Consider the following 13,961-nt stretch of genomic DNA (forward strand, 5'->3'; position numbering starts at 1 on the left):
AGGCGATACCCTGGCGGTCGTGGGTATTCCGGCGTGGATCTGGTTCGTCATCGCCGCCGTCGCGCTGGTCGCGGGGCTCGGCTTGCTCGCGGCCGACCGGGCCAAGGAGGGCTCGCGCAACCGCGAACGGATGCGCTGGGCGCAGTTGCGCGGCTGGCAGTTCGTCGAGGAGGACGAACGGCTGCCGCAGCAGTGGTCCGGCGGGGCGATCGGCTACTTCGGCGCGGACGCCGCCGTGAACGTCGTCGCGGGCTCGACCTTCACCTCCGACGGCCGCCGCCCGGTGTTCATCTTCGACATCGAGTCCGAGGGCCAGATCCCCGCGGTCGTCGTCGCCGTGCGCTGCAACAAGAAGCACCGGATCCCGATCGAGATGTGGCTGTCCAGCGTGCCGTTCCAGCGCGCCGACATGCCCGAGATGCTCGGCCCGATCGGCTCGCGCTACGCCTTCGCCGACGACGCGGACGGCGCCCGGGTCGTCATCACCCAGGAGCTCGTGGACGCCGCGGACCAGCTCGGCGGCGACGTCGGCGTGGCCTGGCTCGAGAACGAATGGGTGCTCGCCAGCGTCGTCCCGACCGCCGGGCCGTCGCGGCTCGAGCGGCTGCTGCGGGACCTGGGCGAGATCGCGGACATCGTCGACCCGTTCGACGAGGACTACGACGCGGGCCGCCACCAGGCGAGCGCGCCGATCCCGGGCGGCAACCCGCCCACCCCGGCCGCCGGGACGCCGGTCCAGCAGCCGCCGGCGGACCCGCCGGGTTCGCCGAGCTAGAGGCCGAGCAGCCGCTGGTCGAGCACGCTCAGCGAGGCCGACCGGTCGAGGGTGCCGCGCACCGACGTCGTGCCGGCTTCGGCGTGGACCACGTGGTCGACGCCGAGGTCGCCGCGGATCGAGCCCGCCGGTCCGGCCGGGCCGAGCGACTCGGTCGTCGTCGCCCACCCCGAGGCCGGGCCCAGCTGACCACCCACTTCGTGCTTCTGCCCGACGTCGAGGACGCCGGCGAACTGGCCGCTCGCGTGCTGCTCGGACGTCGTCCCGAGGCCACCGACCGGCCCGAGGTCGACGGCCTGCCCGGACGACCGGCGGACCGACAGCGCGCCGTCGAGGTCGCCGGTGAACGTGCCGCGCAGGCCGGTGTCGACTTGCTCGGCGTTCTGGCTCAGCACGTCGACGTCGTCCGCCAGCCACACACCGTGGCTGGTGCCCTCACCGAGTCCGACCCGGCGCTCGACCGACCCGGCCACGCCGGGTGACAGCGTGAGGTCCCGCGCGGCACCGTGGGCGAGCCGCTGGTTGTTGGCCGTCGTCGCGGCGACGTCGCCGAGGCGCAGGCTGTGCCGGCTCCCCCTGGCCACCGCCTCGGTCTCCTGCTCGGCCGCGGAGGCCGGGGTCTGCCACGTCTCGCGCCGGGTGGTCGCGGACTCCGAGACGTCGTTGACGACGACGGCCCCGGCGACCTCCTTGGCGAGGAAGTCGTGGCGGGTCGCGGTCAGGGTCTCGCGCACGACGGTGGTCCCGTCCTGGCCCGCCGTCGTGAGGTCGCGCTGGAGCGTGCCGTCGTGCCGGTGGTCGAGCGGCAGGGTGATTTCGGACGGGGTCGCGAGCGCCGTCGCGGGGGCCGCGAAGAGGAGGGCGACGGGCGCCGCGCCGGCGGCGACCTTGGGCAGGTAGCCGCTTTTGCGCCTGCTGTGCTTACCCATGCGCGGACGATAGCCCGGGGGCGGTTCGGCTGCACCCGGAGGTCCTGACCAGCGGGTATGGTTCACTCACATGACCACCACCGCTGTGATCACCGGAGCCACCGCGGGCATCGGCGCGCAGTTCGCGCGCAAGCTCGCCGCCGAGAAGTACGACCTGGTGCTCGTGGCCAGGGACGCCGCCAGGCTCGAGGCGTATGCCGCTGAGCTGCGGGAAAAGCACGGTGTCGCGGTCGAGGTGCTGCCCGCCGATCTGTCCGAAGTGGACGGACGGAGGGCGGTCGAGGAGCGGCTCGCCGCCGGACCGGTCGACCTGCTGGTGAACAACGCCGGGTTCGGGCTGAACGGCGACTTCTGGACCATCCCGCCGGACGCCCTGCAGCGCCAGCTCGACGTCAACGTGACCGCCGTGCTGCGGCTGACGCGCGCCGTCCTGCCGGGCATGATCGAGCGCGGTCACGGCGAAATCATCCAGGTCAGCAGCGTCGCGGGCTTCTTCAGCGGCCGCGGTTCGACGTACACGGCCAGCAAGAACTGGGTCACGTCGTTCACCGAAGGCATCGCCGCGTCGCTGCCCAAGGGCGTCCGGATGATGGCGCTGTGCCCCGGGTTCACCGCGACCGAGTTCCACGAACGGGCGGGCATCGGCAAACCCGGCCCGAAAATCGCCTGGCTGGGTGTCGAACAGGTGGTTGACGAAGCGCTCGCGGACCTCCGCCGCGGCAAGGTGATCTCCGTGCCGAGCTTCCAGTACAAGGCCGTCGTCGCGATCGGCGGGCTGCTGCCCCGCGCCGTGCTGCGCCGGATCAGCGGCGGCTTCGGCGGCAAGGGCCGCACCTGAAAGCGCAACTTTCCCTACGAAAGTGACGCAGTAGGGCTGTCCCCACCCCGAAGACGCACGCGCGCACCAGGGTGATCGGGGCGCCGTCTCCCTAGCGTTTTCCCCATGACGACTGAGGCGGTGCGGCTCGAGGCCGTGCGCAAGGAGTACGGCGGCGTGGTCGCGCTGGACGGGGTTTCGATCTCCTTCCCGCGTGGCGGGTTCACGGCGGTGATGGGCCCGTCCGGGTCGGGCAAGAGCACGTTCCTGCACTGCGCGGCGGGCCTCGACCGGCCTACGTCGGGCCGCGTCGTGCTCGACGGCCAGGACCTCGACGGCAAGAACGAGACCTACCTGACGAAGCTGCGGCGCGACCGCGTCGGCTTCGTCTTCCAGGCGTTCAACCTGCTCCCGGCGTTGACGGTCGAGCAGAACGTCGTGCTGCCGCTGCAGCTGGCGGGCAAGCGCCCGGACAAGCGGCTCGTGGCGCGGATCCTCGCGCACGTCGGGCTCGACGGGCGCCGCAAGCACCTGCCCGGCCAGCTCTCCGGCGGGCAGCAGCAGCGCGTCGCGATCGCTCGGGCGCTGGTCACCGACCCCGCCGTGCTGTTCGCCGACGAGCCGACCGGCGCCCTCGACACCCGCACCGCCGCCGACGTGCTCGGCCTGCTGCGCGATTCCGTCCGGGTGTCCGGCCAGACGGTGATCATGGTGACGCACGACCCGGTCGCCGCGTCCTACGCCGACCAGGTCGTGTTCCTGGCCGACGGCCGGATCGCCGGACGCCTGGTCCACCCGACCGCGGAAGCCGTCGCCGAGCGGATGACCCACCTGGGTGCGTGGGGCCGGGTGGCGGCCTGATGTTCAAGCTCGCGCTCCGGACCCTCCGCCTGCGCAAGGGCGGCTTCCTGGCGACGTTCGTCGCCGTGTTCTTCGGCGCGTTGATCGTCTCGGCGTGCGGTGGCCTGATGGAGACGGGCATCCGGTCGGAGACGCCGGTGCAGCGGCTGGCCGCGGCGCCGATCGTCGTCGGCGGGCAGCAGGCGCTCGCCCTGCCGGAGGAGGACCCGGCGACCCGCGACCCGGACGAGAAGCAGAAGTTCGAGCACGCGACGCTGCCCGAGCGCGTCCGGCTCGACGCGGCGCTGGCCGATCGCCTGCGCGCGGTCCCCGGCGTCACGGACGTCGTCGGCGAGGTCAGCTTCCCGGCTCAGGTCGGTGCGGCGAGCGCCTTCGGGCACGCGTGGGATTCCGCCGTGCTGACGCCGTATGCGCTCAGCGGGCAGCCGCCGAAGCCGGGCGAAGTCGTCGTGGACGCCGGGCTGGGGATCGGGATCGGGGCGACCGTGCCCGTCGCGGCGCACGGCGTGATCGGCGAGTACCGCGTCTCGGGAGTCGCCGAGGCACCGCAGGCCATGCGGGACTCCGCGCTGTTCTTCGCGGCTTCGGACGCTTCGCGGTTGTCCGGTCACCCCGGGAAGTTCGACACCATCGGCGTTTTCGGCGGGGACGTCGCCGCGGTGACGGCGGCCGTCGGGGACGCCGGGGTCGTGGCGACCGGCGTCGAGCGTGGTGTCTTCGAGTTCCCCGAGGTCGGCAAGAGCGGCGAGGACCTGGTCGTGCTGGCCGCGGTGTCCGGCGGGCTGTCGGCGATGGTCATGGTGTTCGTCGTCGCGGGCACGCTCACCCTGTCGACCCAGCAGCGCCAGCGTGAACTCGCCTTGCTGCGGGCGATCGGCACGACCCCGCGCCAGCTGCGGCGGATGGTCCTCGGCGAGGCGCTCGTCGTCGGGCTGCTGGCCGTCGGCGCGGCGGTCGCGCTCGGCCCGGTGCTCGGGAACTGGCTGTTCGGCCAGCTCGCGGCGAACCACGTCGTCCCCGACGTGCTGCGGTTCGAGCAGGGCTGGCTTCCCGCGACGGTCGCCGCGGGCGCGTCGCTGCTCGCCGTCGTGGCCGCGTCCTTCGTCGCCGGACGACGGGCTTCCAGGGTCCGCCCGACCGAGGCGCTCGCAGAAGCCGCCGTCGAGCGGCGCTGGCTGACGCCGATCCGGCTGGTCACCGCGATCCTGTGCTTCGCGGGCGGCACCGCGCTGGGGATCGTCACGGTCGCCGTGATGACCGGCCCGGTCGCGGCCAGCACGGCGGGTCCGGCGGTGATGCTGTGGGCGTTCGGGGTCGCGGCGATCAGCCCCGGCGTGACCAAGGTGACGGCGATGCTGCTGCGCTGGCCGGTGCAGGCGATCACCGGCGTCAACGGCCGGATCGCGCTGCGCAACACCCGCGTCGGCGCGGTCCGGACGGCGGGCGCGGTCACCCCGATCATGCTCGCGGTCGGCATCGCGACCGCCAACATCTACCTGCAGACGACCCAGGAAGCCGTCTCGAACCAGGCGTTCACCGAGGACCTGCGCGCGGACGCGGTCGTCGCCGGGCTGGGCGGGCTGGACCCGTCGGTGCTGGCGCGGGTCAGCGCGGTCCCGGGTGTCGCCGGCGCTTCGGAGTACGTCACGAGCACGGTGTTCATCGAGAAGCCGTTCGACTCGGGGCAGGCGGACGACGGCTGGCCCGCGCTCGGGGTCAGCGAGCTGTCCGGGACCGCCGTCGTCGTGCCGGACACCCTGGACCGCCGCGTCGGCGACACGCTGTCCCTGCGGCTGGGCGACGGGACGCCGGTGGACGTGCGGGTGACCGCCGTCGAGCACCAGCGCCCCGGGTTCGAACGGCTCGTGCTGCCCGCCGGGCTGCTGGCCCCGCACACGACGCTCGGGCTGGCACCGCAGCTGCTGGTGCGTGCGGCCGAAGGCGTCGACACGGCGACGTTGACCGCCCGCCTCCGCGAGGCGACGGCCGGGTCGCCGGTGTCGGTCGGGGATCGCGACACGCTGATCGCGGCGCACGCGAAGGGCAACGAGATCGGCGCGTGGGTCAACTACCTGCTCGTCGGCATGATCATCGCGTACACGGTGATTTCGGTGGTGAACACGCTGGTGATGGCGACCGCCCGGCGGCGGCGCGAGTTCGGGCTGCAGCGCCTGAGCGGGTTCACCCGCGGCCAGGTGCTGCGGATGGCGGGCATCGAGGGCGGCCTGATCGCGGCGATCGCGGTGCTGCTCGGGACGGTCGTCGCGGCGGGCGCGATCGTGCCGTTCTGCCTCGTGGTGACCGGATCGCTGCTCCCGTCCGGGCCACTGGCGGTCTACCTGGTGGTGCTCGCGCTGGCCGTGGTGCTCTCGCTGGGCGCGATCCTCGTCCCGGCCTGGGCGGCGACCCGGGGCCGTGCGGTGGACGCCACATCGATCGGGGAGTGAGGACGGCCGTGTGTAAGACTCACGGCCGTGGCGAACCCCGGGTTGGATCAAGCGGCGAAACTCGAACTGGCCAGGCTGGTCACCGATCTTTCCGTGGTGCACGGAAAAGTGACCCTGGCCTCCGGCAAGGAAGCCGACTACTACATCGACCTCCGGCGGGCGACGCTGCACCACGCGGCCGCGCCGCTGATCGGCAAGCTCCTGCGCCAGCTGACGGCGGACTGGGACTACGTGGCGGCGGGCGGCCTCACGCTCGGCGCCGACCCGGTGGCGCTGGCGATGCTGCACTCGGCGGCGTCCGACGGCGTGGTGCTGGACGCGTTCGTCGTCCGGAAGGCCGTGAAGGAACACGGCATGCAGCGCCGCATCGAGGGCATGGAGGTCCGCGGCCAGCGAGTGCTGGCGGTCGAGGACACGTCCACGACGGGCGGCAGCGTCCTGACGGCGGTCGAGGCCCTGCGCGAAGCGGGCGCGAACGTCGTCGGCGTCGTGACGGTGGTCGACCGCGACACCGGCGCGCGCGAGGCCATCGAGAAGGAAGGCCTCGAGTACCGCTACATCCTCGGCAAGGACGACCTCGGCCTGGACTGATTCGCCCCGGTGACCCAGGTCACCGACAATCACCCCGTGACGTTTTCCGCGCTCCCGTGTCCTCCCCCTGAGGAGGTGCCGTGACGACGACCAGCGCGGAGCCCGGTACGCCGCTCGACGACGCGACCCTCGTCGGGCGCGCGCGGGACGGCGACGTCCGGGCCTACGAGCAGCTCGTGCTGCGCTACCAGGGCCCGATGTTCCGGCTCGCGGTGAAGATGCTCGCCCACCGCGGCGACGCCGAAGACGTCGTGCAGGAGGTGTTCCTCAACGCCTGGCGCAAGCTGGACCAGCTCGGCGAGGACGCGGCGTTCGTCGGCTGGCTCTACCGGGCCACCACGAACCGCTGCCTCAACGCGATCCGCGCGCGGCGGCCCCAGGCCGACGTCGACCTCGACGCGGCCGAGTCGCCGCGGGCCGATCTGCAGCCGGAGCGGGCCGCGCAGGTCAGCGGGCAGCTCGCGGCGTTGAACGCGGCGCTGGCGGAGCTCACGCCCGAGCAGAGAGCGTGCTGGCTGTTGCGCGAGGTGCACGGCCGGTCCTACGAAGAGATCGGCGAAGTGGTCGGCGCGAACGCGACCGCGGTCCGCGGCCGGATCGCGCGTGCCAGGGCACAGCTGGCGGAGGTGATGAAGCCATGGCGATGACGGACTACGAGCTGCCCTGCGAACGCGGTGTCGAGCAGGTGTGGGAGCGGCTCGACGCGGTCGGCGCCGGGCTGGCCGACGAGCACGAGCTGACCTGCCCGCACTGCCGCGCCGCGCGCGAGAGCCTGCTGGCCCTGCGCGAGGTCACCGCGGAACTGGTGGCCGAGGACGACGCGCCGTCGCCGGACCTGTTCGGCCGGATCATGTCGGCGGTGCGGGCCGAGGTGCGGCGCGGCTCGATGGTGCCGCTGCCGACCCCGGAACCCGGGCTCGTCGAGATCAGCGAGCAGGCGGTGGCGGCGGTCCTGCGGTACGCGGCGGACACCGTGGACGGCGTCCGGGCCCGGCGCTGCCGGCTCCGCGCGGACGGCGAAGGCGTCGTCGAAGTCGAACTCACCCTCGCGGTGAGCCTGCGGAACGTCGACGGCGGTGAAGCGTTGGCGAAGGTGCGGGAGCGGGTGACCGCGGCGGCCGCGGCTCGGGTGGGCCTGACGCTGGCGAAGCTCGATCTGCTCGTGGACGACGTGTATGGGGAGCCAGGGGAATGAGCGTTGATTACGTCGTCGCCGATCCGGTGATCGCCAGCGTGGCGGCGCGGGCGGCGATCGCCACGCCGGGTGTGGTGCGCCTCGAACCGGGCCTGCGCGGCCTGGTGACGGCGTGGACGCGCGCGGCCCGCCAGCGCTGGAAGGGCCTCGACCCGGCGCCGGCGGACGGCGTCCGGGTGCGCACCGCGGACGGCCGGGTGACGGTGCACGTCGACCTGGTGACGGCCGCGGCCGACCAGGCGGCGGCGGTGGGCCGCGCGGTCCAGCGCTCGGTGACGCGGTTCGTCAGCGAGCAGACCGGCCTGGTCGTCGACGAGGTCTCGGTGTCCATCATGGACATCGAGCCGGCGCCCCGGTGACCGCGGCCGAAGCCGTCGAGCGGATCGTCGGCGCCCTCAAGGAGATCGACGGCCTCCGCCCGGCGACGCCGGTGTCGCCCGAAACGACGTGGCTGCCGGTGGACTGGGACGGCATGGCCGTCGACCTCTCGGCGGAGGTCGTCCAGGTCCGCCTGATCGCGACGCGGCTGCCGATCCCGCCGCTGCTGGACCGGGCGGCCGAGGCCGTGCGCCCGGTGCTGGCGGGCACGGAGTGGGCGGAAGCCCGGCTGCGGCTGGTCGTCACCGACCTCGACGGCGCGGCGTTCGCCGGAGACCCACGTCACACGAACGGGTAAGTGACGATCTCCCTCCTCCCGGGTCCTTACCTACGAACAAGGCGAAAAGCCTTGAGGCACAGGACATCCAGGGAGGAACGCGATGACCGCGACGGCCGAGAAGAACACGGTGGCCACCACCGAGACCGCCCTCGTCACCAAGCAGGGCACGACCACCATCGCCGACACGGTGGTCCAGAAGATCGCCGGGCTGGCCGCCCGCGAAGTGACCGGCGTGCACGACCTCGGCGGCGGCGCGGCCCGCGCGCTGAGCGCGATCCGCGACCGCATCCCGGGCGCGTCCGCCAGCGTCGGCCAGGGCGTGTCGGTCGAGGTCGGCGAGAAGCAGGCGGCGGTCGACCTGCAGCTGCTCGTCGAGTACGGCGTCGCGATCGCGGACCTCGCGCGGGCGGTGCGCCGCAACGTGATCACCGCGATCGAGCAGATGACCGGGCTGGAGGTCGTCGAGGTGAACATCAACGTCACCGACGTCCACATCCCGGGTGACGACGACGAGTCCGCGGTCTCGGACCGGGTGCAGTGACGTGAACGCGACCCTTCTCGGCCTGCTGTACGGACTGGCACTGGGGTTCGCGGCGGGGTTCGGCGGGTTCGGTGTCTTCGTGGCGGTGCTCGTGCTGGGCGGGCTCGGCCTGCTGGCCGGGCGCTGGCTCGACGGCAAGCTCGACCTGTCGGCCCTCGTGGGCGCCGCGCGCGAGCGGAGGTAGCCGTGGAACGCGGAGTGACGACGGTGGCCCCGCGGGCGGTGCGGCGGATCGCCGCGCGCGCCGCCCGCGAGGTCGACGGCGTGGCCGGGGACGTCACCGCCGAGGCCACTGTGGACGGTGAAGCGACCACTGTGGACGTTCGGCTGCCGGTGGCGTACCCGGCCCCGATCGAGGCGACGGCCGAGCGGGTCCGGGCGCACCTGCTCGGCCGGACGGCCGAGCTGACGGGGCTGACGACGAGGCGCGTGGACATCACGATCGCGCTGTCCCGGCCGGCGGAGCCGAGGCGGCGAGTCCGGTGAGGCGGCCGCGGCGGAGCGTCCCGGCGGTGCTGACGGCGCTGGTGGTGCTGGCGGCGTGCGCGCTGGTGGCGACGGCGCTGGTCCAGCGGCTGCTGGGCGAGCGTCCGGTGCTGTCGTTCGAGGCGGTCGCGAGCCGGGTGCACGAGACGACGTGGAACGAACTGCCCGTGCTCGTCGGGGGCGGGGCAGCGGTTCTGACGGGTCTCGCGCTCCTGGCGGCGGCGGTGTCACGGGGGCGGCCGGTGGTGCTGGCGCTGTCGCCGGTACCGGGCGTCGAGGCGGGCACGACCCGCCACGGGTTGCGGACCTCGCTGCGCTCAGAAGCGGCGGGGGTGGACGGGGTCGCGGCGACGGCGGTGAAGCTCCGGCGGCGGAAGGTGAGGGTGAAGGTGCGGACGAACCGGACGAACACGGACGGCCTCGCCGAGGCGGTGGGGACGGCGGTTTCGTGGAAGCTGGAGCAGGTGGGACTGGCGAAGGTGCCCGCGGTGCGGGTCCGGGTACGAGGAGGAGCGCGATGAACGGCCCAAAGCGCCCCAATGTGGCCTTGGTTGCGTCTGACGCACCCAAGGTGGCCTTCGGTGCGTCAGACGCACCGAAGGCCACGTTGGGGCGCTTGGGACCGGCGGGGCTGGGCGGTGCGCGATGAACCGGCCCGCCGCCCTCAACCGGACCCTCCTCGCCCTCATCGGCTTCCTCCTGCTCGCCGCGGGCGGGTTCGCGCTCGCCACTCACTTCGGCAAGCTCCGCCTGCTCGACCCGGCCGCGCCGCTCGTTCCCGGCGCCGCACCCCCGCCCACCTGGGTGTTCTGGGTGGCGATCGCCGCCTCCGTGGTTCTCGGGCTGCTCTGCCTCCGGTGGCTGGCCGCGCAGGCGTTCCGGCGGCCGAAGACCGTCGCCTGGCGCACGGACCACGCCGACGGCTCCCTCGTGCTCGACTCGGCCGCCGTCGCCGCTCCCATCGCCGCCGACATCGAGGGCTACGACGGCGTCCGGGCCGCGAAAGCCTGGCTCAGCGGGCCGCGGGAGGCGCCCGAGCTGTCCCTCGTCGTCACCGCCGACCGGGACGTCCGGCCGCGGATCGCCGAGCACGCGCTGCCGCGGCTCAAGCAGGCCCTCGAGGTCGACGACCTGCCCGTCCGGCTGGAACTTCGGCTGACCACGAAGACCGGGGGTCGGCGTACCGTCTGAACCATGGACGAGCCGCCGGAACCGGACCCGGACTGGACGAAGCCCGACCGGGAGAAACCGAACGAATACCCACGCGAGGCACCCACCCGGTACCCCGCCAAGCGCCCGCCGGAATTCCCACCCGGCGTGACGCCCCCGTCACCGCCCAGGTGAACGCGCTGCTCCGGTGGGTTAAACATCACACCGCTGGGCATCCGAGGAGGCGGCCTGATCCGTTCCGCGGAGTAAAGTCGCTGGTAGGGGGACGGTGAAGGGGGCGGGTGATGGCGAAGTTCCTGGCCGACGTGACGGTGATGCTGCACATTCTCGCCCTGCTCTTCATCGGGCTCGGCGGGTTCCTGGCGTGGCGCTGGCCGAAGGTCGTCTTCGTCCACATCTTCTTCGCGATCTGGGGCGTGCTCGTCAACATCACGCCGATCCCGTGCCCGCTGACCGCCCTCGAGAACTACTTCCGCCACCAGCAGGGCCTCGGTGACCTGCCCGGCGGCTTCAACGCCTACTACTTCTACGACACGCTCTTCCCGCGCTCGTTCCTGCCGGTGATCGCGGTCTTCGCGCTGGCCCTGCTGGTGCTCTCGTACGTCGGCGCGTACCAGCGCTGGCGCCACCGCGACCACAGCGGCGACGCCCACGCGCACGCCGCCCACCTCGGCTAGGCGACAATCGACGGGTGAGCGCATCGCACGACGTCGGACCCACCGAGTGGGTGAGCCGCGAAGAGGTCGGCGTCGGGCCGTGGCCGGGTGACTGGCCGACCGACGAGCGGTACGACCCGGAGCTGCTGCGGGACGGCGACCGCCGCAACGTCGTCGACGCCTACCGGTACTGGCGCCGCGAGGCCATCGTGTCCGATGTGGACGCCCGGCGGCACCCGTTCCACGTCGCCATCGAGAACTTCCAGCACGACCACAACATCGGCACCGTGGTCCGCACGGCGAACGCCTTCGCCGCGGCCGAGGTCCACATCGTCGGCCGCCGCCGCTGGAACCGGCGCGGGGCCATGGTGACCGACCGCTACCAGCACCTTCGCCACCACGACGACGTCTCCGGCCTGGTGGCGTTCGCGGCCGAGCGGGGCCTGCGGGTCGTCGCCGTCGACAACACGCCCGGCTCCCAGCCGGTCGAGACGGCCGACATCCCGCGCGACTGCGTGCTGCTGTTCGGCCAGGAAGGGCCGGGGTTGTCGGCGCAGGCGCAGGAAGCGGCGTCGCTGGTGGTGTCGATCGCTCAGTTCGGCACGACCCGGTCGATCAACGCGGGCGTCGCGGCGGGGATCGTCATGCACGCCTGGATCCGGCAGCACGCCGACCTGACCCAGGCCTGGTAGCTCACACCGGGGCGACCTCGACCGGGATGCCGTTCAGCACCGACGTCCCGGACGGCACGTCCAGCAGGGTTTCGTCGGCGACCAGGTTCGAGTTGACGCCGGGGTTCGCGCGCGCGACCCGCGTCCGCGAGCCGTCGACGTCGTGGCCCCAGCCGTGCGGGATGCTCACCACGCCCGGCCGGACCTCGTCGGTCACCTCGACCGGGACCTCCAGCTTGCCCGCGCGGGAAGTCACCGACGCGAGCGCGCCGTCGGTCAGGCCGAGCCGCGACGCGTCTTCGGGGTGCACCAAAACCGTGCACCGGTTGCCGCCGCGGATCAGCGGCTCGAGGTTGTGCATCCACGAGTTGTTCGAGCTGAGGTGCCGCCGTCCGATCAGCACGAGGCCGTCGTCGAGCGGGCGCTCCAGCTCGGCGCACAGCCTCGGGACGTCGGCGACGATCGGCTCGGGGGCCAGCTCGATGCGGCCGGACGCCGTGCACAGCACCTCGGGAATTCGCGGCTTGAGCGGCCCGAAGTCCATCCCGTGCGGCGCGGCTTCGAGGTCGGCGAGCGTGACGTCGTACGGCCCGGCGCGCAGCAGCAGGTCGACGAGCCGGGCGGGCCCGGTCCGGTCCCCGGTGACCGCCAGCCCGTTGCGCCGCGCGGTCTCGGCGGCGACGAAGTCGTCGAGCGCGGCGACGTCCGCCTCGGGGCCCTGACCGGTGACGATGCCGGTGAGCCGCAGCATCGTCTCCCACTCCTGCGGCAGCTCGGTCGGCAGCGTCGCCGGCGTCCAGTTGGCGACGTTGCGCACCGAGAGCTGGTAGAAGGCCAGGTCGAAGTGCGGGCGTTCGAGCGGCGACGGGCCGGGCAGGATGACGTCGGCCTGGCGCGACGTCTCGTTGAGGTAGACGTCGACCGAGATCATGAAGTCGAGGCGCTCGAGCGCCGCGGCCAGCCGTCCGGCGTTGGGCGTGCTCAGGCACGGGTTGCCGCTGACCGTGATGAGCGCGCGGACCTGGCCGTCGCCCGGGGTTTCGATCTCGTCGGCGAGCGTCGCGACCGGCAGTTCGCCGACGACCTCGGGGTAGCCGCGCACGCGGCTGCGCCACCGCCCGACGGCGAACGGCCGCCGGTTCCCGGTCGGCTGGCACGCGGCCAGCGGGAACATCGCGCCGCCCGGCTCGTCGAGGTTTCCGGTGAGCACGTTGAGGACGTCGACGAGCCAGCTCGCGACGGTGCCGAACGCCTGCGTCGTCGTGCCGATCCGGCCGTAGACCACGGCGTTGTCCGCGGTCAGCTCGCGGGCCATCCGGCGGATCGCGGCCGCGTCGATCCCGGTGCGCGGGGCGACGGCTTCCGGGGTGAACGGCCGGGCCAGCTCGCGGACGTCGTCGAGGCCGTTGAGGTGCGCTTCCAGGCGTCCCGGCTGGACGAGGTTCTCCGCGAACAGGACGTTGAGCAGGGCGAACAGCAGCAGGGCGTCGGTGCCGGGCCGGATGGCGTGGTGCTCGTCGGCGAACGCGGCGGTGCGGGTGCGCCGCGGGTCGACGACGACGATCTTGCCGCCGCGGTTCCGGATCCCGCGCAGGCGGCCGCGGATGTCCGGCGCGGTCATCAGGCTGCCGTTCGAGACGAGCGGGTTGGCGCCGAGGATCAGCAGGTGTTTCGTGCGGTCGAGGTCGGGCACCGGGATGGCGAGCGGGTCGCCGAACATGGCGCCGGCGGAGAAGTGCTTCGGCATCTGGTCGACCGACGTGGCGCTGTAGAAGTTCTTGGTGCCCAACGCTTTGTAGAGCACGCGGCCGTAGAGCGTCAGCGCGATGTTGTGCACGCCGGGGTTGCCCGCGTACACGGCGACGGCGTCGCGGCCGTGCTGCTCGAGGATCGGCGGGAGGCGCCGGTCGATCTCGTCGTAGGCCTCCTGCCAGCTGACCTCGACGAACTCGCCGTCGCGCTTGAGCAGCGGCGCGGCCAGCCGGTCGGGGTCGTGGTGCAGGGCGCCGAGCGACGCGCCCTTCGGGCAGATGTACCCCTTCGAGAAGACGTCCTTCTCGTCGCCTTTGACGCGCGTGACCTGCTGGTTCTCGTCGAGGGTGACCTCGAGGCCGCAGGTCGCCTCGCACAGCGGGCAGGTCACGTGGGCCGTCGTCATGGCAAC

The 13,961-nt window shown here is 73.0% G+C and carries 18 protein-coding genes; 16 read left to right on the forward strand and 2 right to left on the reverse strand.

Annotated elements, in window-relative coordinates:
* Positions 1-19 precede the first annotated feature (19 nt).
* Positions 20-775 carry a type III secretion system chaperone family protein gene (locus tag QP939_RS14735; protein WP_285457319.1) on the forward strand — a complete coding sequence of 252 codons (756 nt, stop codon included), beginning with the start codon at positions 20-22 and terminating at the stop codon, positions 773-775.
* Here the strand turns inward: QP939_RS14735 and QP939_RS14740 are convergent.
* Positions 772-1,704 (reverse strand): hypothetical protein, encoded by a 933-nt coding sequence (locus tag QP939_RS14740; RefSeq protein WP_285457320.1) that lies wholly within the window; start codon positions 1,702-1,704, stop codon positions 772-774. The genes QP939_RS14735 and QP939_RS14740 overlap by 4 nt on opposite strands.
* Before the next feature lie 70 nt (positions 1,705-1,774).
* Here QP939_RS14740 and QP939_RS14745 point away from each other — a divergent pair, with 70 nt between their 5' ends.
* The 15 genes from QP939_RS14745 to QP939_RS14815 all read left to right on the forward strand — a co-directional run bounded on the left by QP939_RS14745 (position 1,775) and on the right by QP939_RS14815 (position 11,818).
* Positions 1,775-2,542: an SDR family NAD(P)-dependent oxidoreductase gene (locus QP939_RS14745; protein WP_285457321.1), complete on the forward strand. Its 768-nt coding sequence runs from the start codon at positions 1,775-1,777 to the stop codon at positions 2,540-2,542.
* A gap of 105 nt (positions 2,543-2,647) precedes the next feature.
* The gene (locus tag QP939_RS14750) at positions 2,648-3,382 is read left to right on the forward strand and encodes an ABC transporter ATP-binding protein (RefSeq protein ID WP_285457322.1); all 735 of its coding nucleotides are present in this window, start codon (positions 2,648-2,650) and stop codon (positions 3,380-3,382) included.
* Complete coding sequence (locus tag QP939_RS14755) at positions 3,382-5,829, forward strand: FtsX-like permease family protein (protein WP_285457323.1); 2,448 nt, start codon at positions 3,382-3,384, stop codon at positions 5,827-5,829. The genes QP939_RS14750 and QP939_RS14755 overlap by 1 nt, the downstream gene beginning before the upstream one ends.
* A 27-nt stretch (positions 5,830-5,856) precedes the next feature.
* Positions 5,857-6,420: an orotate phosphoribosyltransferase gene (gene pyrE, locus QP939_RS14760; protein WP_285457324.1), complete on the forward strand. Its 564-nt coding sequence runs from the start codon at positions 5,857-5,859 to the stop codon at positions 6,418-6,420.
* 80 nt (positions 6,421-6,500) lie between these two features.
* Positions 6,501-7,067 carry an RNA polymerase sigma factor gene (locus tag QP939_RS14765; RefSeq protein WP_285457325.1) on the forward strand — a complete coding sequence of 189 codons (567 nt, stop codon included), beginning with the start codon at positions 6,501-6,503 and terminating at the stop codon, positions 7,065-7,067.
* Complete coding sequence (locus QP939_RS14770; RefSeq protein WP_285457326.1) at positions 7,058-7,615, forward strand: Asp23/Gls24 family envelope stress response protein; 558 nt, start codon at positions 7,058-7,060, stop codon at positions 7,613-7,615. The genes QP939_RS14765 and QP939_RS14770 overlap by 10 nt, the downstream gene beginning before the upstream one ends.
* Positions 7,612-7,974, forward strand: a complete 363-nt coding sequence (locus QP939_RS14775; RefSeq protein WP_285457327.1) for an Asp23/Gls24 family envelope stress response protein — start codon at positions 7,612-7,614, stop codon at positions 7,972-7,974. The genes QP939_RS14770 and QP939_RS14775 overlap by 4 nt, the downstream gene beginning before the upstream one ends.
* Positions 7,971-8,291 (forward strand): hypothetical protein, encoded by a 321-nt coding sequence (locus QP939_RS14780; protein WP_285457328.1) that lies wholly within the window; start codon positions 7,971-7,973, stop codon positions 8,289-8,291. The genes QP939_RS14775 and QP939_RS14780 overlap by 4 nt, the downstream gene beginning before the upstream one ends.
* An 82-nt stretch (positions 8,292-8,373) precedes the next feature.
* Positions 8,374-8,814 carry an Asp23/Gls24 family envelope stress response protein gene (locus tag QP939_RS14785; RefSeq protein ID WP_285457329.1) on the forward strand — a complete coding sequence of 147 codons (441 nt, stop codon included), beginning with the start codon at positions 8,374-8,376 and terminating at the stop codon, positions 8,812-8,814.
* Position 8,815: 1 nt separating this feature from the next.
* Positions 8,816-8,998, forward strand: coding sequence for a hypothetical protein (locus QP939_RS14790; protein ID WP_285457331.1), 183 nt, complete (start codon positions 8,816-8,818; stop codon positions 8,996-8,998).
* A 2-nt stretch (positions 8,999-9,000) separates the two neighbouring features.
* Positions 9,001-9,300 carry an Asp23/Gls24 family envelope stress response protein gene (locus tag QP939_RS14795; protein WP_285457332.1) on the forward strand — a complete coding sequence of 100 codons (300 nt, stop codon included), beginning with the start codon at positions 9,001-9,003 and terminating at the stop codon, positions 9,298-9,300.
* Positions 9,301-9,326: 26 nt separating this feature from the next.
* Positions 9,327-9,821, forward strand: a complete 495-nt coding sequence (locus tag QP939_RS14800) for a DUF6286 domain-containing protein (RefSeq protein WP_285457333.1) — start codon at positions 9,327-9,329, stop codon at positions 9,819-9,821.
* A gap of 124 nt (positions 9,822-9,945) precedes the next feature.
* Positions 9,946-10,491 carry an alkaline shock response membrane anchor protein AmaP gene (locus QP939_RS14805; protein ID WP_285457335.1) on the forward strand — a complete coding sequence of 182 codons (546 nt, stop codon included), beginning with the start codon at positions 9,946-9,948 and terminating at the stop codon, positions 10,489-10,491.
* Between the two features lie 263 nt (positions 10,492-10,754).
* The gene (locus tag QP939_RS14810) at positions 10,755-11,147 is read left to right on the forward strand and encodes a DUF2784 domain-containing protein (RefSeq protein ID WP_285457337.1); all 393 of its coding nucleotides are present in this window, start codon (positions 10,755-10,757) and stop codon (positions 11,145-11,147) included.
* Between the two features lie 14 nt (positions 11,148-11,161).
* Positions 11,162-11,818, forward strand: coding sequence for a TrmH family RNA methyltransferase (locus QP939_RS14815; protein ID WP_285457338.1), 657 nt, complete (start codon positions 11,162-11,164; stop codon positions 11,816-11,818).
* Position 11,819: 1 nt separating this feature from the next.
* Here the strand turns inward: QP939_RS14815 and QP939_RS14820 are convergent, their stop codons facing one another.
* On the reverse strand, positions 11,820-13,955 hold the full coding sequence (locus QP939_RS14820) for a molybdopterin-dependent oxidoreductase (protein WP_285457340.1): 2,136 nt from the start codon (positions 13,953-13,955) through the stop codon (positions 11,820-11,822).
* Between the last annotated feature and the right edge of the window lie 6 nt (positions 13,956-13,961).

The sequence above is a fragment of the Amycolatopsis nalaikhensis genome (genome assembly GCF_030264295.1).
Classification (GTDB): Bacteria; Actinomycetota; Actinomycetes; order Mycobacteriales; family Pseudonocardiaceae; genus Amycolatopsis; species Amycolatopsis nalaikhensis.